Source organism: Stenotrophomonas bentonitica (assembly GCF_002887735.1).
GTDB lineage: Bacteria > Pseudomonadota > Gammaproteobacteria > Xanthomonadales > Xanthomonadaceae > Stenotrophomonas > Stenotrophomonas bentonitica_A.
On record NZ_PKQP01000001.1, the window covers coordinates 346,350 to 367,895 of the forward strand.

At 63.7% G+C, this 21,546-nt stretch carries 18 protein-coding genes and 3 tRNA genes; all 21 read right to left on the reverse strand.

Translation table 11 applies throughout. From position 1 onward, the window contains the following. Window positions 1-62: 62 nt before the first annotated feature. Window positions 63-2,705, reverse strand: a complete 2,643-nt coding sequence (gene infB, locus C0R07_RS01590) for a translation initiation factor IF-2 (RefSeq protein ID WP_070470910.1) — start codon at window positions 2,703-2,705, stop codon at window positions 63-65. A gap of 95 nt (window positions 2,706-2,800) precedes the next feature. Next, entirely contained in the window at window positions 2,801-4,312 is a 1,512-nt protein-coding gene (gene nusA / locus C0R07_RS01595) for a transcription termination factor NusA (protein WP_019182690.1), read from the reverse strand. Between the two features lie 4 nt (window positions 4,313-4,316). Further along, a complete protein-coding gene (gene rimP, locus C0R07_RS01600; protein ID WP_019182689.1) occupies window positions 4,317-4,907 on the reverse strand; it encodes a ribosome maturation factor RimP in 591 nt (196 codons plus the stop codon). Between the two features lie 477 nt (window positions 4,908-5,384). Further along, window positions 5,385-5,461: transfer RNA gene (locus C0R07_RS01605), tRNA-Met, on the reverse strand. A 216-nt stretch (window positions 5,462-5,677) separates the two neighbouring features. Further along, window positions 5,678-5,754, reverse strand: a tRNA-Met gene (locus C0R07_RS01610). A 121-nt stretch (window positions 5,755-5,875) separates the two neighbouring features. Continuing rightward, entirely contained in the window at window positions 5,876-7,336 is a 1,461-nt protein-coding gene (nuoN, locus tag C0R07_RS01615; protein ID WP_046273236.1) for an NADH-quinone oxidoreductase subunit NuoN, read from the reverse strand. A 36-nt stretch (window positions 7,337-7,372) separates the two neighbouring features. Beyond that, a complete protein-coding gene (locus C0R07_RS01620) occupies window positions 7,373-8,881 on the reverse strand; it encodes an NADH-quinone oxidoreductase subunit M (RefSeq protein WP_019182687.1) in 1,509 nt (502 codons plus the stop codon). Between the two features lie 23 nt (window positions 8,882-8,904). Then, entirely contained in the window at window positions 8,905-11,097 is a 2,193-nt protein-coding gene (gene nuoL / locus C0R07_RS01625; RefSeq protein ID WP_070470912.1) for an NADH-quinone oxidoreductase subunit L, read from the reverse strand. 7 nt (window positions 11,098-11,104) lie between these two features. Then, window positions 11,105-11,410: an NADH-quinone oxidoreductase subunit NuoK gene (gene nuoK, locus C0R07_RS01630; protein ID WP_019182685.1), complete on the reverse strand. Its 306-nt coding sequence runs from the start codon at window positions 11,408-11,410 to the stop codon at window positions 11,105-11,107. Next, the gene (locus C0R07_RS01635; RefSeq protein ID WP_102788253.1) at window positions 11,407-12,063 is read right to left on the reverse strand and encodes an NADH-quinone oxidoreductase subunit J; all 657 of its coding nucleotides are present in this window, start codon (window positions 12,061-12,063) and stop codon (window positions 11,407-11,409) included. Before C0R07_RS01635 ends, nuoK begins: the two co-directional genes overlap by 4 nt. A 9-nt stretch (window positions 12,064-12,072) precedes the next feature. Beyond that, window positions 12,073-12,561 (reverse strand): NADH-quinone oxidoreductase subunit NuoI, encoded by a 489-nt coding sequence (gene nuoI, locus C0R07_RS01640; RefSeq protein ID WP_017355930.1) that lies wholly within the window; start codon window positions 12,559-12,561, stop codon window positions 12,073-12,075. A 3-nt stretch (window positions 12,562-12,564) separates the two neighbouring features. Continuing rightward, on the reverse strand, window positions 12,565-13,656 hold the full coding sequence (nuoH, locus tag C0R07_RS01645; protein WP_102788058.1) for an NADH-quinone oxidoreductase subunit NuoH: 1,092 nt from the start codon (window positions 13,654-13,656) through the stop codon (window positions 12,565-12,567). Further along, window positions 13,653-15,887 (reverse strand): NADH-quinone oxidoreductase subunit NuoG, encoded by a 2,235-nt coding sequence (gene nuoG / locus C0R07_RS01650; protein ID WP_070470916.1) that lies wholly within the window; start codon window positions 15,885-15,887, stop codon window positions 13,653-13,655. Before nuoG ends, nuoH begins: the two co-directional genes overlap by 4 nt. Further along, window positions 15,884-17,224: an NADH-quinone oxidoreductase subunit NuoF gene (gene nuoF, locus C0R07_RS01655; RefSeq protein WP_019182681.1), complete on the reverse strand. Its 1,341-nt coding sequence runs from the start codon at window positions 17,222-17,224 to the stop codon at window positions 15,884-15,886. Before nuoF ends, nuoG begins: the two co-directional genes overlap by 4 nt. 3 nt (window positions 17,225-17,227) lie before the next feature. Next, window positions 17,228-17,755 carry an NADH-quinone oxidoreductase subunit NuoE gene (gene nuoE, locus C0R07_RS01660; protein WP_019182680.1) on the reverse strand — a complete coding sequence of 176 codons (528 nt, stop codon included), beginning with the start codon at window positions 17,753-17,755 and terminating at the stop codon, window positions 17,228-17,230. Between the two features lie 94 nt (window positions 17,756-17,849). After that, entirely contained in the window at window positions 17,850-19,157 is a 1,308-nt protein-coding gene (locus C0R07_RS01665) for an NADH-quinone oxidoreductase subunit D (protein WP_070470917.1), read from the reverse strand. Next, the gene (locus C0R07_RS01670; RefSeq protein WP_019182678.1) at window positions 19,154-19,906 is read right to left on the reverse strand and encodes an NADH-quinone oxidoreductase subunit C; all 753 of its coding nucleotides are present in this window, start codon (window positions 19,904-19,906) and stop codon (window positions 19,154-19,156) included. The genes C0R07_RS01665 and C0R07_RS01670 overlap by 4 nt, the downstream gene beginning before the upstream one ends. A 32-nt stretch (window positions 19,907-19,938) precedes the next feature. Next, window positions 19,939-20,493 carry a NuoB/complex I 20 kDa subunit family protein gene (locus C0R07_RS01675; protein WP_019182677.1) on the reverse strand — a complete coding sequence of 185 codons (555 nt, stop codon included), beginning with the start codon at window positions 20,491-20,493 and terminating at the stop codon, window positions 19,939-19,941. Continuing rightward, on the reverse strand, window positions 20,484-20,840 hold the full coding sequence (locus C0R07_RS01680) for an NADH-quinone oxidoreductase subunit A (RefSeq protein ID WP_026069699.1): 357 nt from the start codon (window positions 20,838-20,840) through the stop codon (window positions 20,484-20,486). The genes C0R07_RS01675 and C0R07_RS01680 overlap by 10 nt, the downstream gene beginning before the upstream one ends. Window positions 20,841-20,952: 112 nt before the next feature. Further along, window positions 20,953-21,037 (reverse strand) — tRNA-Leu (locus C0R07_RS01685). 49 nt (window positions 21,038-21,086) lie between these two features. Further along, a complete protein-coding gene (secG, locus tag C0R07_RS01690; RefSeq protein ID WP_026069698.1) occupies window positions 21,087-21,527 on the reverse strand; it encodes a preprotein translocase subunit SecG in 441 nt (146 codons plus the stop codon). Between the last annotated feature and the right edge of the window lie 19 nt (window positions 21,528-21,546).

The window sequence follows — 21,546 nt, forward strand, 5'->3', positions numbered from 1 at the left end:
GTCTTGAAGGGTGATGCGAAAGCGAAAAAGCCGGACCGCGAGATGCGGTCCGGCCTGAAACATTACAGGGTGCGCGGCACTTCGATACGCTCGAAGCACTCGATCTGGTCACCCGGCTTGACGTCGTTGTAAGCCTTCACGCCGATACCGCATTCGGTACCGTTGCGGACTTCCTCGACGTTCTCCTTGAAGCGACGCAGCGATTCCAGCTCGCCTTCGAAGACCACGACGCTGTCGCGCAGGACGCGGATCGGCTTGCTGCGCTTCACCGTACCTTCGATGATCATGCAGCCTGCGACCGCACCGAACTTCGAGCTGCGGAACACATCGCGGACCTGGGCGATACCGATGATCTCTTCGCGGATTTCCACGCCGAGCAGACCGGAGGCCACCTGCTTCACCTGATCGATCACGTCATAGATGATCGAGAAGTAACGCAGGTCCACACCGTTGGACTCGATGATGCGACGCGCGGAGGCGTCGGCACGCACGTTGAAGCCGATCACGGTGGCCTTGGAGGCAACCGCCGAGTTGGCGTCCGACTCGGTGATGCCGCCCACGCCGGAGTGGATCACGTTGATGCGGATGTCATCGTTGGACAGCGCGACCAGTGCCTGGCTCAGCGCCTGCACCGAGCCCTGCACGTCGGCCTTGATCACCAGGTTCAGCACCTGCTGGCCGTCGCCCTTGCCCAGGGTCGCCATGATGTCTTCCATGCGGCTGCCAGCGGATTGCACCAGGCGCGATTCACGGCGCTTGGTTTCGCGCTGCTGCGCGACGTCCTTGGCCAGACGCTCGTCTTCGACCACGACGAAGTCATCGCCGGCATCCGGCACGCCGGACAGACCCAGCACCTGCACCGGAATCGACGGGCCAGCCTGGTCGGGCTGTGCGCCGGTTTCGTCGAACAGGGCACGCACGCGGCCGTACTGGATACCGCAGACCAGGTAATCGCCCTTCTTCAGCGAACCCTGCTGCACCAGCACGGTGGCGATCGGGCCACGGCCCTTGTCCAGCGAGGACTCGATGACCACGCCGCTGGCGCGGCCGTCGGCCACGGCCTTCAGCTCCAGCAGTTCGGCCTGGATCGAGATCGCGTCCAGCAGGTCGTCGATGCCCAGGCCAGCCTTGGCCGAGATCTCGACCATCTGGGTATCGCCACCGAAGTCTTCGGACACGACCTGCTCGGTGAGCAGCTCGTTCTTGACGCGCATCGGATCGGCGCCGGACTTGTCGATCTTGTTGATCGCCACGATCAGCGGCACACCCGCCGAACGGGCGTGCTGGATGGCTTCCTTGGTCTGCGGCATGACGCCGTCATCGGCCGCCACCACCAGCACCACGATGTCGGTCAGCTTGGCACCGCGGGCACGCATGGACGTAAACGCCGCGTGGCCCGGGGTATCCAGGAAGCTGATCACGCCCTTCGGCGTTTCAACGTGGTACGCACCGATGTGCTGGGTGATGCCACCGGCTTCGCCCGTGGCGACCTTGGTGCGGCGGATGTAATCCAGCAGCGAGGTCTTGCCGTGATCGACGTGGCCCATGATGGTGACCACCGGCGGACGTGCCACCGGCTCGCCCTGGTTGCCACCGGCCAGCGCCAGCAGCGCGTCTTCGGCGTCGTTGGTGTTGGCACGGATCACGTTGTGGCCGAGTTCTTCGGTCACCAGCGCAGCGGTGTCGTGGTCGATGGTCTGGGTGATGGTCGCCATGACGCCCATCTTGAACAGCGCCTTGACCACATCGCCGCCCTTGACGGCCAGCTTCTGGGCCAGATCGGCGACGGTGATGGTGTCGCCGATGGTGACGTCACGCACGATCGGAGCGACCGGACGTTCGAAGCCATGGGCACCACCGCCGCTGCGCGACTGGTTGCTGTCACGGCGGCTGCCGTGCTGCGCGCGCCCGGTCGGACGACCGCGCGAGTTGCTGTTGTTGCCGCGGCGGGCACGATCGGCGGCCGACAGATGCAGCTGACCGGCAAAGCGGTTGCCACCATCGTCGTCGCGCTTGGCGCCCGGACGGTTGTTGTTGTTGTTCGAGTTGCGATCGTCCGAACGCGGCGCCGGACGGGCAGCCGACGGTGCCGCCGGGCGCGCATTGCGCGCCGGTGCATCGGCAGCAGCGGGCTTGGCGGCAACCGGGGCCGGGGCCGGCGGTGCGTTCTTGGCCGCTTCGGCAGCAGCTTCAGCCGCCTTGCGCTCGGCTTCGGCACGTTCCTTGGCGTCGATTTCTTCCTGACGCTTGCGGGCGATCTCTTCATCGCGCGCACGGTCCTTCTCGGCCAGTGCGCGCTGCTCGTCCAGATTGCGCTGGCGGGATTCCTCCAGCTTGCGCAGGATGTCGGCGCGCTCCTCATCCGCGGTCATCGGCTTGCCGCTGGCGTCCTTCATGTAGGTACGCTTCTGGCGCACTTCCACGTTGACGGTGGTCTTGCTGCGGCCGGCACTGACGGTCACTTCCTGCAACTTGCGACGGTTCAGGGTGATCTTCTTGGCGGCTTCGTCGGTGCTCTCGACGGGCTGCTCGGTCTTGCCGTGCGAGCGACGAAGGAAGCCCAGGAGCTTCACCTTCTCGGTACTGGTCACGACCTGGTCGGGACCGCTGAACTTCATGCCGGCTTCGGCAAGTTGTACGAGCAGTTTATCGACCGGGGTATTGACCAGTTCGGCAAGCTTGCGGATGGTGGTTTGCTGCGACATTCGGATCCTATGATCTGGTTGGCGCTCCCTCGAAACGTGCGAAGGCAGCGCGGAGTCTAAGCCCTGAGCGGGTCAGGGCACTGTTCATCGCTGGCTCATTCGCCGCGCTCCAGGCGGGCGATCTCCTCGGCTCGGGCGGCAAGGATCAGGGCGGCGGCGCGCTCCTGGTCCATGTCCTCGATGCCGAACTCGAGGATCTCGTCGGCGGCCAGGTCCGACAGGTCCTCACTGGTACGCACGCCGTGACCGGCCAGAGCGTAGGCGGTTGCCTCGTCCATGCCTTCCAGGGCGAGCAGGTCTTCCGACGGCGAGCCGTCTTCCAGACCTTCTTCCACCGCCAGCGCTTCGTTGAGCAGCGCATCGCGGGCACGGGCACGCAGCTCTTCGACGATGTCTTCGTCGAAGCCTTCCACGGCCAGCAGTTCGCCGACCGGGACGTAGGCGATTTCTTCCACGGTGTTGAAGCCTTCGGTCACCAGGATGGCGGCGATTTCTTCATCCACTTCCAGCTTGTCCATGAACAGCTGGCGGGCAACGCCCTGCTCTGCCTCGGACTTGGCGGTCACCTGGTCCTGGGTCATCACATTGAGCTGCCAACCGGTCAGGCGGCTGGCAAGACGGACGTTCTGGCCGCCCTTGCCGATCGCCTGGGCCAGGCGCTCTTCCGCCACGGCCAGGTCCATCGAGTGCTTTTCTTCATCGACGATGATCGACTGCACTTCCGCCGGCGCCATCGCATTGATGACGAAGTTGGCGGGGTTCTCGTTCCACAGCACGATGTCCACGCGCTCGCCGTTGAGCTCGTTGGACACGGCCTGCACGCGCGAACCGCGCATGCCGATGCAGGCACCGATCGGATCGGTACGCGAATCATGGGCCAGCACGGCGATCTTGGCGCGGTCGCCCGGATCACGCGCGCAGGCCTTGATCTCGACCAGGCCCTGGCCGACTTCCGGCACTTCGAGCTTGAACAGTTCGATCATGAATTCCGGGGCGGCACGGCTGATGAACAGCTGCGGGCCACGCGGTTCCGAACGGACTTCGGCCAGGTAACCGCGCACGCGGTCGCCAGCGCGCAGCACGTCGCGCGGAATGCCCTTGTCCTTCGGAATGAAGGCCTCGGCGTTGCCGCCCAGGTCCACATAGATGTTGCCGCGCTCGGCGCGCTTGACCACACCGGTGACCAGTTCGCCAACGCGATCCTTCCACGCATCGACCACCTGCTGACGCTCGGCCTCGCGCACGCGCTGGACGATCACCTGCTTGGCGGCCTGTGCGGCGATACGGCCAAAGTCCGGGTTTTCGATCTGCTCTTCGATGAAATCGCCGACTTCCACGCCGTCGGCTTCATCGATGGCGTCCATCAGACGGATCTGGCGGTCCGGGGACTCCATGACCACGTCATCGGCCACCACTTCCCAGCGGCGGAAGGTTTCGTAGTTGCCGTCCTTGTGGTCGATCGACACACGGGCCAGCACTTCTTCTTCCGGGTAACGCTTTTTGGCAGCCGAAGCCAACGCTGCCTCAATGGCATCGAAGATGACTTCGCGCGGGACGCCTTTTTCGTTGGCGACCGCATCCACTACCAGCAAAAGTTCCTTGCTCATTGGCTCACTCCGCGCGCGGCTTTTTGGCCGCCGGCTCGTTGGATGGTTTCTTGTTCGCCTTGCCACCCTGTTTGGGTGCCGGGCCAGTCGGTTTGGTCGGAGCCAGGCCGAGGGCGGCCCAGTCCGGCATGATGCGTGCCTTGTCGATGTTTTCGATGTCGGCGGTGAACGGAGCATTGTCGACCTTGAAGGTCACCGTGCCCTGTTCGATATCCACGGCGAGAATCTCGCCCTGCAGACGGCGGCGGCCGTCCTGCGGCAGGCTGAGCGTCACCTTGGCCGATTCGCCGATGGCGCGCTGGAACTGCTCACCGGTGAACAGCGGGCGGTCCACGCCCGGCGAAGACACTTCCAACGTGTAGTTCGCCGTGATCGGGTCTTCGACGTCCAGCTGGGCGGACACTTCGCGGCTGACGCGCTCGCAATCGTCGATGTTGACGATGCGCTCGGGCTGTTCGGCCAGCGGCACGTCGATGTACAGGCGCAGCGTGGCACCACCCGGGGCGGTCAGATATTCCACGCCCAGCAGCTCGAGACCCAGCGACTGAACGGTGGGGGCGAGCAGATTCGCGATTTCGGTTGCCTTGTCGCTCACAGTCGGCCTTGATTCGTTGAAAAGAAATACGGTCTGGTCCATGGCTTGGACCACCTTCCGGAAACAACAAAGGGCCCGTTGGGCCCCTGTCCGGTACAACTCCGGTCATGCTGGATTCCGGTGCAGATGCGCACGTGGTGCGAGTCTGCGAGCCCAGCGTTCCGGGGGGTCACGGCGGCCTGGGTACAGGTTGCCGTTCCTGGAAGCCGGTCGCGGGGCCTGTTCATATCCCTTGAGGGGATAGGAATAGACAGTCCGCTAAGCCACTGATGATAGCCGTTGCACCGCGCTGGTGCAATGGTTGGGGTGGCCTCTGGCGTCCCTGTTCGAAAAGCTGAACAGCCAAGCGGCTGTGTAACCCTCATCGTGGGCAGCGGCGCGGGCAGGTCCGAAGAAGGCGCCGTGACCCAACGAAAAAAGCGACCTCGTTGCCGAGATCGCCTTTTCGTCTACTGCATCTGCACTGCAGATTTTCTGTGGTAGCGGGGGCAGGATTTGAACCTGCGACCTTCGGGTTATGAGCCCGACGAGCTGCCAGACTGCTCCACCCCGCAGCAGAAGCGGAATTGTAAGGGAGTTTTCATTCCCGTGCAACCCCGTGTTGAAACGAATACCCGCATCGGGGAACGGCAGCCGGGGGACGGTTTCCTCCCCTGCCCAGGAGAGCTGCCGACCAACGGTCGGCTCTACCGGGCCTGGAACGAAAAAAGCGACACCGTCTCCGGTATCGCTTGATTCGTCCACTGCCTCCGGTTTGCACCGGAGCTATATGGTAGCGGGGGCAGGATTTGAACCTGCGACCTTCGGGTTATGAGCCCGACGAGCTGCCAGACTGCTCCACCCCGCAGCAGAAGCGGATGAGTGCGGAAGGCCCGGGGGACTTCCTAGCAACGATCTTCTGGCGAAACCGCTGCATCAACAACTCAGGAGATGAATATTACACGAGTTGCGCACGTTTGTATCGTTTTTTACGAAATTTGTGCAAATGCCTGCTGGCACCACACCATGATCGGGTTCCACGCCACGCCCAGGGCCAGCAGCGCCAGCGCGTTCACGCCCAGCACCACGCCCAGCACGCGGTCGTTGTTGGCCGGCAGCGGCTCGCCCACCGGCTCATCGAAGTACATGACCTTGATGACGCGCAGGTAGTAGAAGCAGCCGATCACGGCGCAGATCACGCCGACCATGGCCAGCCACAGCATGTCGCCCTGGATCGCCGCGCCGAGGACGGCCAGCTTGGTCCAGAAGCCGAGGAACGGTGGGATGCCTGCCAGCGACGCCATGATGCACAGCACCAGGCCGGCCATCCACGGGTTGCGGGCGTTGAGGCCCTTGAAGTCTTCGATCTTCTCGGCTTCAAAGCCATTGCGCGACAAGGCGATGATCGCACCGAAGGCGGCCGTGGACATGATCGCGTAGCTCAGGGCGTAGAACAGCGCCGCCGAGTAGCCACGCTCGCCACCGCCGGCCATGCCCATCAGCAGGAAGCCGATGTGCGAAACGGTCGAGAAGGCCAGCATGCGCTTCAGGTTGGTCTGCGCGATCGCCATCAGGTTGCCGATCACCAGCGACAGTGCGGCCAGCCCACCGATCAGGTACTTCCACTCGTCGGCCAGCGGGCCCACGCCCATCTCCAGCAGGCGGTAGGCCATGCCGAACGCGGCCAGCTTCGGGGCCGAGCTGATGAACAGCGCGACCGGTGCAGGGGCACCCTGGTACACGTCGGGCAGCCACATGTGGAACGGGGCGGCACCCAGCTTGAAGGCCACGCCGGCGATCATGAACACCGCGCCGGTCAGCAGCAGCATCTTCTCTTCGGTGTGCGGAATGGCAGCGTTGATCGCATCCAGATGCAGCGAGCCGGTGGCGCCGTAGATCAGCGACATGCCGTACAGCAGCAGGCCCGAGGCCAGCGAACCGAGCACGATGTACTTCATCGCCGCTTCCGAGGCCAGGCCGTTTTCACGGTTGCTGGCGACCAGTGCGTAGGAGCACAGCGCCAGCAGTTCCAGGCCGAGGTAGACCATCAGCAGGCTGCCGGCCGAGACCAGGATCATCATGCCTGCGGTGGCGAACAGGATCAGCACCGGGATCTCGCCCTGGTACAGCTTGCGCTCGCGCAGGTAGCTCCAGCCGTAGATCAGGGTCAGGCCGCTGCACAGCACGATCACGGTCTTCATCACGTCCGCCGCGTTGTCGCGGACGAACATGCCGTGGAAGACCTCGCCCTGCCCGCCCACTCCGGTGGCGAGCATGAAGAACACGACCGCCAGCGCAGCGATCGAGAACAGGTGGGTCCAGATCTTGTTCTTCTCACTGATGAAAAGATCAAGCATCAACAGGGCGAACGCACTGCCGACCAGCACCAGCTCGGGAGCGAGCGGCGGGAGATCAGCGGCGGTCAGTGGCAACAGCGGCGAGGTGGTCATCATCAAATCCTGGAATCAATACTCTCGACGGCCCGATTACAGCAGCTTGCTGGATGCGATCTGCATCGCCAGCTTCGCGATCGAGGGCTCCATCAGGTCGGTCAGCGGCTTGGGGTACAGGCCCAGGGCAAGGGTGCCCACGGCGAATACACCCAACACCAGCCACTCGCGACCGTTGATGTCCTTCAGCTCGGCGACATGGGCGTTGGCCACTTCACCGAAGAACACGCGCTTGTACAGCCACAGCGTATACGCCGCGGTGATCACCAGGGTGCTCGCCGCGCCGAGTGCCAGCCACGGATTGCGCTGGAAGCTGGCCATGATGATCATGAACTCACCCACGAAGCCGCTGGTACCCGGCAGGCCGGCATTGGCCATGAAGAACAGCATGGCGAAGGTGGCGAACCAGGGCATCACGTTGACCACGCCGCCGTAATCGGCGATGCGGCGGCTGTGCATGCGGTCGTACAGCACGCCGACGCAGGAGAACATCGCGCCGGACACGAAGCCGTGCGAAACCATCTGCACCATCGCGCCCTGCAGGCCCAGACGGGCAGCATCCGGGTTGCCGGCGTCGCGCACCAGCCACATGGCGATGAAGGTACCCAGGGTCACAAAGCCCATGTGCGCGATCGACGAATAGGCGATCAGCTTCTTCATGTCGTCCTGCACCAGGGCGACCAGGCCAACGTAGATCACCGCCACCAGCGACAGCGCGATCACCAGCCAGGCCCACTCATGCGAGGCGTCCGGCACGATCGGCAGGTTGAAGCGCAGGAAGCCGTAGCCACCGATCTTCAGGGCGATGGCGGCCAGGATCACCGAACCGGCGGTCGGCGCTTCCACGTGAGCGTCCGGCAGCCAGGTGTGGACCGGGAACATCGGCACCTTGACCGCGAAGGCGATCAGGAAGGCGAAGAAGATCCACGTCTGTTCCTTGCCCGACAGCTGCAGCTGGTACAGGTCGGCCAGCTGGAAGCTGCCGCCCTTCAGGTACAGGTAGATCAGGGCCACCAGCATCAGCACCGAGCCGAGGAAGGTGTACAGGAAGAACTTCAGCGCAGCGTAGATGCGGCGCGGGCCGCCCCAGACACCGATGATCAGGAACATCGGGATCAGCATCGCTTCGAAGAACACGTAGAACAGCATCGCGTCCGTCGCCGAGAAGATACCGACGGTGACACCTTCCAGGATCAGGAAGGCAGCCACGTACTGGTTCACGCGCTTGTCGATCGCGCTCCAGGCACCGATCAGGGCCAGCACCGAGACCAGCGTGGTCAGCAGGATCAGCGCGATCGCAATGCCGTCGACGCCGAGGTTGTAGCCGATGTCGTAGGCGGGGATCCAGGCGCGGGTCTCGACGAACTGCAGCGCGTCGATTCCCGTGTCATAGCCGCTGAGCAGCGACAGGCTGGCCACGAAGGTCAGCACCGCGACGCCCAGGGACGCCCACCGGGCGGTTTGGGCATCCCGGATGGCAAGGATCAATGCACCGCCGATGATCGGCAGCCAGATGAGAACACTAAGTAGGGGCCAGTTCGACACGTCTTCTTATTCCGTACAGGTCATCAACGCAGGTAATGCATCAGGACGCCCAGAAGGGCAATCAGGCCGATGATCATCGCGAAGGCGTAGTGATAGAGGAAACCGGATTGGGTGCGACGCAGCAGGTTGGCCGCCAGATCGATCAGGCGCGCCGAACCGTTGACCACCACACCATCGACCACATTCGTGTCGATCGCGCGCGAAACCTTGCCGAGCTTGATACCGCCGCCGGCGAAACCGCCGATCCAGAGCTTGTCGAAGCCGTACTTGTTCTCCAGCACCGACACGATCGGCGCGAAGGTCTTGCGGGCCTTGCCGGCCAGTTCCGGCTTCCACAGGTAGAACAGCGCCGCCAGCAGGAAGCCGACCACCGTCAGGATGAAGGCCGGGGCCATCATGCCGTGGATCGCGAAGGCGACCGGGCCGTGGAATTCTTCGGCCAGCGCACCAATGGTGTTGCGCGCCGGGTCGTAGAAATCAACGATGCCGGTGAAGAACGAGTGCACCTGGCCCGGGATGGCGGTGTCGGCGTGGTGGCCGGCCCAGTCGGTGCCATACAGCATCGGACCGATGCTGAAGAAACCGATGACCATCGAGGGAATCGCCAGCAGGATCAGCGGCAGCGTCACCACCCACGGGGTTTCGTGCGGCTCATGCGCGCCATGGCCGTGGCCATGATCGTCAGGATGCGCGTCGCCATGGTGGGCGTCGGCTGCATGCGCGTCTGCGGCGTGATGATCGTCATGGCCATGGCCGTGATCGTCATGCGCATCGCGGAAGCGTTCCTTGCCATGGAAGGTCAGGAACAGCAGGCGGAAGCTGTAGAAGCTGGTGACGACCACGCCACCCAGCACCGCCCAGTACCCGTAGGTCGCCACCCAGCTCGAGGAGACATGCGCGTGGTGCTGCGCGGCCTCGATGATGGTGTCCTTGGAGTAGAAGCCGGAGAAGAACGGGGTGCCGACCAGGGCCAGCGTACCGATCCACATGGTGATGAAGGTGATCGGCATGTACTTGCGCAGGCCGCCCATCTTGCGCATGTCCTGCTCGTGGTGCATGGCGATGATCACCGAGCCCGCGCCGAGGAACAGCAGCGCCTTGAAGAAGGCATGGGTCATCAGGTGGAACACGGCCGCCGAGTAGGCCGACACACCCAGGGCGACGGTCATGTAGCCCAGCTGGGACAGCGTGGAGTACGCGACGACGCGCTTGATGTCGTTCTGCACGATGCCGATCAGGCCGGTGAAGAACGCGGTGGTGGCACCGATGAACAGCACGAAGTTCAGCGCGGTCTGCGACAGCTCGAACAGCGGCGACATGCGGGTGACCATGAAGATGCCCGCGGTGACCATGGTCGCGGCGTGGATCAGGGCCGAGATCGGGGTCGGGCCTTCCATCGAGTCCGGCAGCCAGACGTGCAGCGGCACCTGGGCCGACTTGCCCATCGCACCGATGAACAGGCAGATGCAGATCACGGTGGCGACCGACCAGATCACCGGCTCGCTCATCACCGGAATGGAGGTGCCGAACAGGTTGATCGTGCCCGACCAGATCTGGATCAGCGCATCCGGGTGGCCCAGCACCTGCGCATTGGCGAACACGGTGGCGTAATCGAGGGTGCCGAACACCCACAACACGCCGGCGATGCCGAGGATGAAGCCGAAGTCACCGACACGGTTGACCAGGAAGGCCTTCATGTTGGCGAAGATGGCGGTCGGGCGCTTGAACCAGAAGCCGATCAGCAGGTACGAGACCAGGCCCACCGCTTCCCAGCCGAAGAACAGCTGCAGGAAGTTGTTGCTCATCACCAGGGTGAGCATCGAGAAGGTGAACAGTGAGATGTAGCTGAAGAACCGCTGGTAGCCCGGGTCGTCCTGCATGTAGCCGATGGTGTACACGTGCACCAGGAAGGACACGAAGGTCACCACGACCATCATCATCGCGGTGAGCTTGTCGACCATGAAGCCGACGTGCGCCGAGTACTGGCCCACTTCGAAGAACGTATAGATGTTCTGGTTGAACGGCTGGGCGCCGCCCCACAGCAGCATGTACAGCACATAGCTGGACAGCACGCAGCTGACCGCCACGCCGAGGATGGTGACCGCCTGCGCGCCAGCGCGGCCGACCTGACGACCGAACAGGCCGGCGATGATGCTGCCGAACAGCGGTGCGAGCACCACTGCGATCAACAGACTCTTGGAGAGAGTGATTTCCATCTACGGATCAGCCCTTCAGCGAATCGACTTCGCCGACATTGATGGTGCGGCGAGTACGGAACAGGGTTACCAGGATCGCGAGGCCGATGGCGGCCTCGGCCGCGGCCACGGTCAGGATGAAGAAGACGAACAGCTGTCCGGCCGTATCACCCATCTCACGCGAGAACCCGACGAAATTGATGTTGACCGACAGCAGCATCAACTCGATGGACATCAGCAGCACGATGATGTTCTTGCGGTTGAGGAAGATGCCGGCAAGGCTGATGCAGAACAGCACCGCGCCGAGCGCCAGAATGTGGCCAAGCGTGATCATGGCTGCCCCTCCTCGTTGCTGGACGGCTTGATGTTGGTGTGCACGACCGGCTTCTCCGCGTCCATCTTGACCACGCGCAGGCGGTCGCTGCCCTTGACCATGGTCTGCTCGGACGGGTTCTGGGTCTTCAGGCCGGTGCGGCGACGCAGGGTCAGCATCACGGCGGCAACCACGGCCACGGTCAGGATGACGGCGGCGAACTCGAACGGCAGCAGGTATTCGGTGAACAGGCTGCGGGCCAGCCAGGTGATGTTGGAGGTGTCGGCAGCCAGCGCGGCAGCGTTGTCGGCCGGGAACGGATTGACCGCCCTGCCCTTCACGCCGATCAGCACCAGCATCTGCACCAGCATCGTCACCGCCACCACCAGGCCGAGCGGCAGGTAACGCACCCAGCCCTCACGCAGGTTGGAGGGATCGATGTCCAGCATCATCACCACGAACAGGAACAGCACCATGACCGCGCCGACGTAGACCAGCACCAGGGCCACGCCCAGGAACTCGGCGCCGACCAGGATCCAGATGCAGGCCACGGAGAAGAAGGTCAGGATCAGGCACAACACGGCATAGACCGGATTGCGCACGCTGATCACCGCCGCAGCGGAAATGCCCGCCACGATGGAGAAGACCCAGAAACTGATATTTACCCAATCCATCATTCGACCTCAGCGGAAAGCGGCATCGGCGGCGCGACGCTCGGCGATCTCGGCTTCAAGCCGATCACCGATGGCCAGCAGCTGCGGCTTGGTAACGATGTTCTCGCCACGGTTCTCGAAGTGGTACTCGAGAATGTGGGTCTCGACGATCGAGTCCACCGGGCAGCTTTCTTCGCAGAAGCCGCAGAAGATGCACTTGAACAGATCGATGTCGTAACGGGTGGTACGGCGGGTGCCGTCCTCGCGCTTTGCCGAATCGATGGTGATCGCCAGCGCCGGGCACACCGCTTCGCACAATTTGCATGCGATGCAGCGTTCCTCGCCGTTGGGGTAGCGGCGAAGCGCGTGCAGGCCGCGGAAACGCGGCGACTGCGGGAACTTCTCCATCGGATACATCAGCGTGTACTTGGGCTTGAAGGCGTACTTCAGGGTCAGCCACAGACCACCGAGCAGCTCAAGGAGCAGCAGGCTTTTGAAGTAATGGGTAATTCGGTTCATCGCTTAGACGCCCTTCTGGATCACGCCGTAAAACACCATCAACGCCGTCACTGCAATCCAGAAGATGGTGAGCGGGATGAAGACCTTCCAGCCCAGACGCATGATCTGGTCGTAACGGAAGCGCGGGAAGCTGGCACGGAACCAGATGTAGGAGCTGGCGAAGAAGAAGACCTTCAGCAGCAGCCACGGCCAGCCGCCCTTCCAGATCCAGTCGATCCACGGCGAGATGTCTGCCGTGATCCAACCCTGGAGCGGGCTCAGCCAACCACCGAGGAAGAAGATCGAGATCAGGAAGCTGATCAGGATCATGTTGGCGTATTCGGCCAGGAAGAACAGCGCGAACGCACCACCGGAGTATTCGACCATGTGGCCGGCCACGATTTCCGATTCACCTTCCACGACGTCGAACGGCGCGCGGTTGGTTTCGGCAACGCCGGACACCCAGTACACGATGAACAGCGGGAACAGCGGCAGCAGGAACCAGTCGAACAGACCGGAGTTGCCCGCCTGCGCCATCACGATGTTGCTCAGGTTGAGGCTGCCCGAGGCGATCATCACGCCGACCAGGGCAAAGCCCATCGCGATTTCGTAGCTGATCATCTGCGCCGAGGCGCGCATCGCACCGAGGAACGCGTACTTCGAGTTGGAGGCCCAACCGGCCAGGATGATGCCGTACACGCCCAGCGAGGTCATCGCCAGCAGGTACAGCAGGCCGGCGTTGGCATTGGAGAGCACGATCTGGGCGTCGAAGGGAATCACCGACCAGGCCGCGAAGGCCGGGCCCAGCGTGATCAGCGGCGCCAGGATGAACATCGCCTTGTGCGAGCTGCTCGGCTGGATGATTTCCTTGAACAGCAGTTTGAAGACGTCGGCGAAGGCCTGGAAGATGCCCATGCCGACATACATCGGGCCATGACGCACGTGCATCCAGCCGATCAGCTTGCGCTCCCAGACCACGTAGAAGGCCACCGAGATGATCACCGGCATGGCGATCACCAGGATCTTCAGGATGATCCAGAGCAGCGCGCCGATGTCGCCCAGTGACAGCAGCCACTGGTGCAGCGGGTCGACCGCGTTCAACAGCAATTCGTTCATGCAGCCACCACCGTTACGCGTGCGGCACCCAGCGGTGCGGTTGCACCGTGGCCCGATTCAATCCAGACCGACCCAGCGGCAACGCGGGCGTCGACCACCACCGGCAAGGTGGCACGGCCAGCATCGGTGCCGACCTTGGCCATCTGGCCTTCCACCAACTGCAGGCGGGCAGCGTCGTCGGCGTTGAGCACGATGCGCGGGGCGTTGTTGAGCGGATGCGACTGCAGCGCCTGGGCACGACGGACCACCGCATCGGTGCGGTAGATCGCGGCGGTCGAGGTCACTTCCAGGCCCTCGCCCGCCACCGGCGTGGCCGCCGAAGACGACACGTTGACGCTGACCGGGGCCAGGCTGGCGCGCAGGCCGGCCAGATCGGTGAACTCGAAACCAGCCAGCGACAGTTCGCCGCCCAGTGCACGCAGCACGCGCCAGCCTTCACGCGCCTCGCCCGGCAGCTTGCCGCCGGCACGTGCCGACTGCTCGCGACCATCGAGGTTGGTCAAGGTGGCATCCACTTCCGGCAGCGCGCCGATCGGCAGGATCACGTCGGCCACATCGCGGGTCGAGGCACAGGCGAACTGGCTGAAGGCCACCACCTGGGCACCGGCCAGTGCCTTGCGGGCAGCGGCGGCGTCGGCGAAGTCCAGGCCCGGCTCGATGCCGTAGATTGCGTAGGCCTTGCGCGGCTGCGCCAGCATGGCGTTGACGTCCTTGCCGGCCGGCAGCACGCCGGCGCGGGTCAGGCCCACGGCATTGGCGCCCTGCGGGATGCGGCACAGCTTGGCACCGGTCGCGGCAGCGAAATCACGCGCGGCGGCGCGGATCGCGGCAGCCTGCGGGTGGTTTTCGGCGATGCCACCGACGATCAGCACGGCATTGCTGGCGCCCTTGACCGCGTCGCGCAGGTCGGCATTGCCGAGCGCGTCGATGAAGGCCGACGGGGTAACGATCTGCTTGCTGGCCAGCTTGAACGCGAAATCGAAGTCGACCGGATTGACGGCATGGATCTTCGCGTTGCGCGTGGTCTGTGCCTTGCGCAGGCGGGCATGCAGCAGCGGCAGCTCGTGACGGATGTTGCTGCCGAGCACGACGATGCTGTCCGCGCCTTCGATCTCGGCCAGCGGCAGGCCGAAGACTTCGGCGGTGGCGGCGTCGGAGAAGTCGCGGTTGTTGATGCGGTGATCGATGTTGGTGGTGCCCAGGCCGCTGGCGAGGCGGGCCAGCAGCGCGCCCTCCTCGTTCGAGGCCGACGGGTGCACCAGCACGCCGAGGTCGTCGCCCTGGTTCGCGGCGAAGATTTCCTTGGCGGCGGCCAGGCCTTCAGCCCAGCTCACTTCCTTCCACTCGCCGTTGACCTTGCGCAGCGGCTTGACCGCACGGTCATCGCTGTACAGGCCCTGGTGCGAATAGCGGTCGCGATCGGACAGCCAGCATTCGTTGACGGCTTCGTTGTCGCGCGGCACTGCGCGCAGCACTTCGCCGCGACGCACGTGCAGGAACAGGTTCGAGCCCATCGCGTCGTGGTAACCCAGCGACTCACGCGCGGTCAGTTCCCACGGACGGGCGCGGAACTGGAACACCTTGTTGGTCAGCGCGCCGACCGGGCAGACATCGACGACGTTGCCGGACAGCTCGGTCGTCAACGGCTTGCCGTCGTAGGTGCCGATCTGCAGGTTTTCACCGCGGTACATGCCACCCAGCTCATAGGTACCGGCAACGTCGGCGGTGAAGCGGACGCAGCGGGTGCACTGAATGCAGCGGGTCATTTCAGTGGCCACCAGCGGACCGATGTCCTCGTCGGGCACCACGCGCTTGCGCTCGTTGAAGCGGCTGACCGAACGGCCATAGCCCAGCGAAACGTCCTGCAGCTCGCACTCGCCGCCCTGATCGCAGATCGGGCAGTCCAGCGGATGGTTGATCAGCAGGAATTCCATCACCGAGCGCTGGAACTTCAGCGCCTTTTCACTGCGGGTGGCGACCTTCATGCCATCCATGACCGGTGTGGCGCAGGCCGGTGCCGGCTTGGGCGACTTTTCCACGTCGACCAGGCACATGCGGCAGTTGGCGGCGATCGGCAGCTTCTCGTGGTAGCAGAAGCGCGGGATCGGAATGCCGGCCTTGTCGGCGGCCTGGATGATCATCGAGCCCTTGGGCACGACCAGGGACTGGCCGTCGATTTCGACGGTCACATGATCCGGTGGCACGCTCGGGTTTACGGGTTGCGCGCTCATGCGGCGGCTGCCTCCACCTTCTTGCCGTCAACCATCGAATGACCGTTGACGATGTAGTACTCGAATTCGTCCCAGAACTGGCGCAGGAAGCCCTGGATGGGCCATGCCGCCGCTTCACCGAACGCACAGATGGTGTGGCCTTCGATCTGGCCGGCCACCGTCTTCAACTGATGCAGGTCTTCCATCGTGGCCTTGCCGGCGACGATGCGCTCCAGCACGCGGTGCATCCAGCCGGTGCCTTCACGGCACGGGGTGCACTGCCCACAGGATTCCTTGTGGAAGAACTGGCTGATGCGGCAGGCGAACTTGACGCAGCAGACGCTGTCGTCCAGCACCACGATCGCGCCCGACCCCAGACCGGTGCCCAGGGCACGCAGGGTGTCGTAGTCCATCTGCAGGCCCTTGAGCTCTTCAGCCTTCAGCACCGGCATCGAGACGCCGCCCGGGACCGCGCCCTTGAGCGTGCGGCCCGGCTTCAGACCACCGGCCATTTCCAGCAGGTCGTCGAAGGTGGTGCCCAGCGGCACTTCGAAGTTGCCGCCCTTCTGCACGCAGCCGGAGACCGAGAAGATCTTCGGGCCGCCGTTCTTGGTCAGGCTCAGGCCCTGGAACCACTCCGGACCGTTGCGGATGATCGCCGGCACCGAGGCATAGGTCTCGGTGTTGTTAATCGTCGACGGCTTGCCGTACAGGCCGAAGTTGGCCGGGAACGGCGGCTTGTAGCGCGGCTGGCCCTTCTTGCCTTCCAGCGATTCCATCAGCGCGGTTTCTTCGCCGCAGATGTACGCGCCGGCGCCCAGCGCACCGTAGATGTCGATGTCCACGCCGCTGCCAAGGATGTCCTTGCCCAGCCAGCCGTTCGCGTACGCGTCGGCCAGGGCCTGCTCGAAGTTCTCGAACGGCTCGTGGTGGAACTCGCCACGCAGGTAGTTGTAGCCCACGGTCGAGCCAGTGGCGTAGCAGGCGATCGCCATGCCTTCCACCACCGAATGCGGGTTGTAACGCAGGATGTCGCGGTCCTTGCAGGTACCCGGCTCGGATTCATCCGAGTTGCACAGGATGTACTTCTGCATCGTGCCCTTGGGCATGAAGGACCACTTCAGGCCGGTCGGGAAGCCCGCGCCGCCACGGCCGCGCAGGTTGGACTGCTTGACCATCTCGATGACCTGCTCCGGCGAGATCTTCTCTTCGAGGATCTTGCGCAGGGCGGCGTAACCGCCGGTCTTGAGGTAGTTTTCATACGACCACGGAGTGTCGTAATGCAGGGTGGTGTAGACCACCTGGTGCGGCAACGGTGCGGGACCGACCGGACCACTGGGTGCGTGATGATGTGCCATGTCTTACTCCAACCCGTCCAGCAGCTCGTCGACTTTCTCGACGGTCAGGCGCTCGTGGTAATGGCCGTTGATGACCATCATCGGCGCACCGGCGCAACCGGCCAGGCATTCTTCTTCGCGCTTGAGGTAGATGCGGCCATCGGCGGTGGACTGACCGGTCTTGCAGCCGAGCTTCTTCTCGGCATGCGCGACCAGGTCTTCGGCGCCGTTCAACCAGCAGCTGATGTTGGTGCAGAAGGCGACGTTGTGGCGGCCGACCTTCTCCAGTTCGAACATCGAATAGAAGCTGGCGACCTCGTAGGCCCACACCGGCGGCAGGTCCAGGTACTTGGCGACGCCGGCGATCAGTTCGTCGGTCAGCCAGCCCGCATTCTGTTCCTGTGCGGCGTGCAGGCCCTGCAGGACAGCCGAGCGCTTGCGATCCGGCGGGAACTTGGCCAGCCAGTGATCGATGTGCGCACGGGTCTTGTCACTCAAGACCACCATCGGGTCGACGTCGCGCGCCGCCTCGAAATTACCTGTCGCCTTCATCGGCCGACCTCAGCGAATACGAAATCGTTAAAAACCAGAACCTGCAGCGCCGGCAGCAGCCGGCGGGTGTCAGGCGTCGTGCAAGCGGATGCGATCACCGGTCCACCTCACCGAACACCAGATCGTAGGTGCCGATCATGGCCACCACGTCGGCGAGCATGTGCCCGCGCACGACCGAGTCGATCGAGGACAGATGGGCAAAACCCGGCGCGCGCAGGTGCACGCGGAACGGCTTGTTGGCGCCATCGGACATCAGGTAGCAGCCGAACTCGCCCTTGGGCGCTTCGACGGCGGCGTAGGTTTCGCCGACCGGGACGCAGTAGCCTTCACTGAACAGCTTGAAGTGATGGATCAGCGCTTCCATGTCGTCCTTCATGTCTTCGCGGCTGGGCGGCGCGACCTTGAAGTTCTTGACCATGACCGGGCCCGGGTTGGCCTTCAGCCAGGTGACGCACTGCTTGATGATGCGGTTGGATTCGCGCATCTCGGCCACGCGGCACAGGTAACGGTCGTAGCAGTCACCTTCCTTGCCGAGCGGGATGTCGAACTCGACCGCGTCGTACTTGGCATACGGCTGCTTCTTGCGCAGATCCCAGGCGATGCCCGAGCCACGCAGCATCACGCCGGTCATGCCCCAGGCATGGGCCAGTTCCGGGGTGACCACGCCGATGCCGACCGTACGCTGCTTCCAGATACGGTTGTCGGTCAGCAGGGTCTCGTATTCGTCCACGCGCTTGGGGAACTCGACGGTGAAGTTCTCCAGGAAGTCCAGCAGCGAACCCTCGCGCGAGGCGTTGAGGTTCTTCAGGGCCTTGCCCTTGTGCCAGCGCGATTCCTTGTACTTGGGCATGTGGTCCGGCAGGTCACGGTAGACGCCGCCCGGACGGTAGTACGCTGCGTGCATGCGCGCGCCGGAGACCGCTTCGTAGCAGTCCATCAGCTCTTCGCGCTCACGGAAGGCATACAGCATGACCGCCATCGCGCCCAGATCGAGCGCGTTGGATCCCAGCCACATCAGGTGATTCAGGATGCGGGTGATTTCGTCGAACATGGTGCGGATGTACTGCGCACGCTCCGGCGCCTCGATCCCCATCAGGGTCTCGATCGCACGCACGTAGGCGTGCTCGTTGCACATCATCGACACGTAATCCAGGCGATCCATGTAGCCGATCGACTGGTTGAACGGCTTGGACTCGGCCAGCTTTTCGGTACCACGGTGCAGCAGGCCCACGTGGGGGTCGGCACGCATGATGGTTTCGCCGTCCATTTCCAGGATCAGGCGCAGCACACCGTGCGCGGCCGGATGCTGCGGACCGAAGTTCATCGTGTAGTTGCGGATCTCCTGGCGCAGTTCGGCCGGGTTGCTCGCAAAGGCCTGGCTGGCCTGGGTGAATTCACTCACTTGCTTGCCTCCGACTGCGCGGATTCACCGGCAGCGGTCTGGAAACGGGCGTCGTCACGGATCACGCGCGGCACGCCGACACGCGGTTCGACCGAGGTCACCGGTTCATAGATGACGCGCTGTTTTTCTTCGTCGTAGCGCACTTCGACGTTGCCGATCAGCGGGAAATCCTTGCGGAACGGATGGCCGACGAAGCCATAGTCGGTCAGGATGCGGCGCAGGTCCGGGTGACCTTCGAAGATCACGCCGAACAGATCGAACGCTTCGCGCTCGAACCAGTTCAGGCCCGGCCAGATGTTGGTCAGCGAAGCGACCACCGGCAGTTCCTCGTTCGGCGCAAAGCAGCGGATGCGCATGGTGAGGTTGTGCTGGTAGGAACGCAGCTGGGCGACCACGGCAAACCGCTGCAGCGGGATCGGCTGCGGCTGGGCGCCATCGCTGGTTTCGCGGGTGGGGAATTCACCCCAGGCGAAACGGCCGACGGACTTGCCCTCGACGCCACGGCTGAAACCCTGGGACGACACATCGGCCGTATCCCATTCGTCGCTGCCATAACCGAGATAATCCAGGCCGCACAGGTCAACGGCCTGCTCGAAACCGAATTCGTCGCGCAGCGCCAGAGCGGTGGCATGCCAGTCAGCGGCGGGCACTTCCAGCGTCACTTCGCCGCGGGGTTCGACCACGAAGACCTGCGCACCTGCGAAACGTGCGGAAAGTCGGTCGATGAAGGAATGTGCTTGCTCTGCCATGGGGGCTTGGCGTGCTCTTGTCAGGAGGGATGTCAGCGGGCGATGGTCTGCGTACGCCAGATCTTCTTCTGCAACTGCAGGATCCCGTACACCAGCGCTTCGGCGGTAGGTGGGCAGCCGGGGACATAGATGTCCACCGGCACCACGCGGTCACAGCCACGCACTACTGCATAGGAGTAGTGGTAGTAGCCGCCACCGTTGGCGCAGCTGCCCATCGAGATGACCCACTTCGGGTCCGGCATCTGGTCATAGACCTTGCGCAGGGCCGGAGCCATCTTGTTGACCAGGGTGCCGGCCACGATCATCACGTCGGACTGACGTGGCGACGGGCGGAACACCACGCCGTAACGGTCAAGATCCAGGCGCGCCGCACCGGCGTGCATCATTTCCACTGCGCAGCAGGCCAGACCAAAGGTCATCGGCCACATCGAACCGGTACGCGCCCAATTCAACAGCGCATCGACGCTGGTGGTCACGTAGCCCTTTTCGAGCAGGGGGTTGTCGCCTTCGGGGCGCAGGATGTCATCGACCCGCCCTTCCGGGACCGGGTTGTTCATCAGGCCGTCGAGCGTCTGAATTACTCCCATTCCAGCGCTCCCTTCTTCCAGACGTAAATGAAACCGAGGAAAAGCATGCCTACGAAGAGGCCCATCGTGACCAGCGAACGTGCGCCCAGTTCCATGAAGACCTGGGTCCACGGCACGATGAAGATGATTTCCAGATCAAATACGATGAACTGAATCGCGATCAGGTAGTAGCGCACATCGAACTTCATGCGCGCGTCCTCGAAAGCCTCGAAGCCGCATTCGTACGGCGAGAGCTTTTTAAGATCAGGACGTCGGGGACCGAGGAATCGGCCAACCAGCATCAGCGCAACGCCGATACCGGTGGCAACGATCAGAAACAGCAGAGACGGCAAATATTCGGCCAGCACAGCGATTCTCTCTTGCCTCTGCCGCTGCGCCTGCAGGCGCTTTGGCATGGGGGAGTGGACGGATACCGCTACCTGGCGCTTTGCGCGCCAGACGAACCCGCTTACAAACAAATGGTGCCCAAGAGGGGACTCGAACCCCTACGACTCTCGTCGCTACCACCTCAAGGTAGTGCGTCTACCAATTCCGCCACCTGGGCTTACGATCGCACCGGTTGTTCTCCAGTGCGCCGCATATTGTAACCGTCTTCAGCGAGTCTGGGTGCCTTCCGAAGGCTTTTCTTCACCAGATTTCGGAGTTTCCGCCTGAGCCGGCACAGTGGCCGACGGAACAGGCTGCTGCGCCGGGGTTTCCGGGGCCTTGGGCACGGCCGGAAGCTCGCCTGCCGGTGCGGCCGGCGCAGTGGCGGCCGGCGCCGACATCAGGCCGAGGTCCTGCTGCGCCGCCGGGCGCGAGCCATGGCTGGCGTACCAGGCCATGAAGAGGCTGATGCCGAAGAACACCACGGCCAGCCACTTGGTCGACTTGGACAGGAAGTTGGACGCACCACGTGCGCCGAACACGGTGCCCGAGGCGCCGGCACCGAAACCCGACCCTGCGGCCGCGCCGGAACCACGCTGCATCAGGATGAGCGCGATCATGGCCACTGCGACCAGCACGTAGACCACATTGAGGATCAACATCAGCATTTCGAATCCGTCCTCGGAC

What these genes read in the sequence shown, in the direction of transcription:
- nuoH (WP_102788058.1), bottom strand. Translation starts at nt 13,656, where the DNA reads ATGAACGAATTGCTGTTGAACGCGGTCGACCCGCTGCACCAGTGGCTG.
- nuoK (WP_019182685.1), bottom strand. Translation starts at nt 11,410, where the DNA reads ATGATCACGCTTGGCCACATTCTGGCGCTCGGCGCGGTGCTGTTCTGC.
- nuoE (WP_019182680.1), bottom strand. Translation starts at nt 17,755, where the DNA reads ATGAAGGCGACAGGTAATTTCGAGGCGGCGCGCGACGTCGACCCGATG.
- C0R07_RS01675 (WP_019182677.1), bottom strand. Translation starts at nt 20,493, where the DNA reads ATGGGAGTAATTCAGACGCTCGACGGCCTGATGAACAACCCGGTCCCG.
- secG (WP_026069698.1), bottom strand. Translation starts at nt 21,527, where the DNA reads ATGCTGATGTTGATCCTCAATGTGGTCTACGTGCTGGTCGCAGTGGCC.
- nuoI (WP_017355930.1), bottom strand. Translation starts at nt 12,561, where the DNA reads ATGAACCGAATTACCCATTACTTCAAAAGCCTGCTGCTCCTTGAGCTG.
- C0R07_RS01635 (WP_102788253.1), bottom strand. Translation starts at nt 12,063, where the DNA reads ATGGATTGGGTAAATATCAGTTTCTGGGTCTTCTCCATCGTGGCGGGC.
- nusA (WP_019182690.1), bottom strand. Translation starts at nt 4,312, where the DNA reads ATGAGCAAGGAACTTTTGCTGGTAGTGGATGCGGTCGCCAACGAAAAA.
- C0R07_RS01670 (WP_019182678.1), bottom strand. Translation starts at nt 19,906, where the DNA reads ATGGCAGAGCAAGCACATTCCTTCATCGACCGACTTTCCGCACGTTTC.
- nuoN (WP_046273236.1), bottom strand. Translation starts at nt 7,336, where the DNA reads ATGACCACCTCGCCGCTGTTGCCACTGACCGCCGCTGATCTCCCGCCG.
- nuoG (WP_070470916.1), bottom strand. Translation starts at nt 15,887, where the DNA reads ATGAGCGCGCAACCCGTAAACCCGAGCGTGCCACCGGATCATGTGACC.
- infB (WP_070470910.1), bottom strand. Translation starts at nt 2,705, where the DNA reads ATGTCGCAGCAAACCACCATCCGCAAGCTTGCCGAACTGGTCAATACC.
- nuoL (WP_070470912.1), bottom strand. Translation starts at nt 11,097, where the DNA reads ATGGAAATCACTCTCTCCAAGAGTCTGTTGATCGCAGTGGTGCTCGCA.
- nuoF (WP_019182681.1), bottom strand. Translation starts at nt 17,224, where the DNA reads ATGGCACATCATCACGCACCCAGTGGTCCGGTCGGTCCCGCACCGTTG.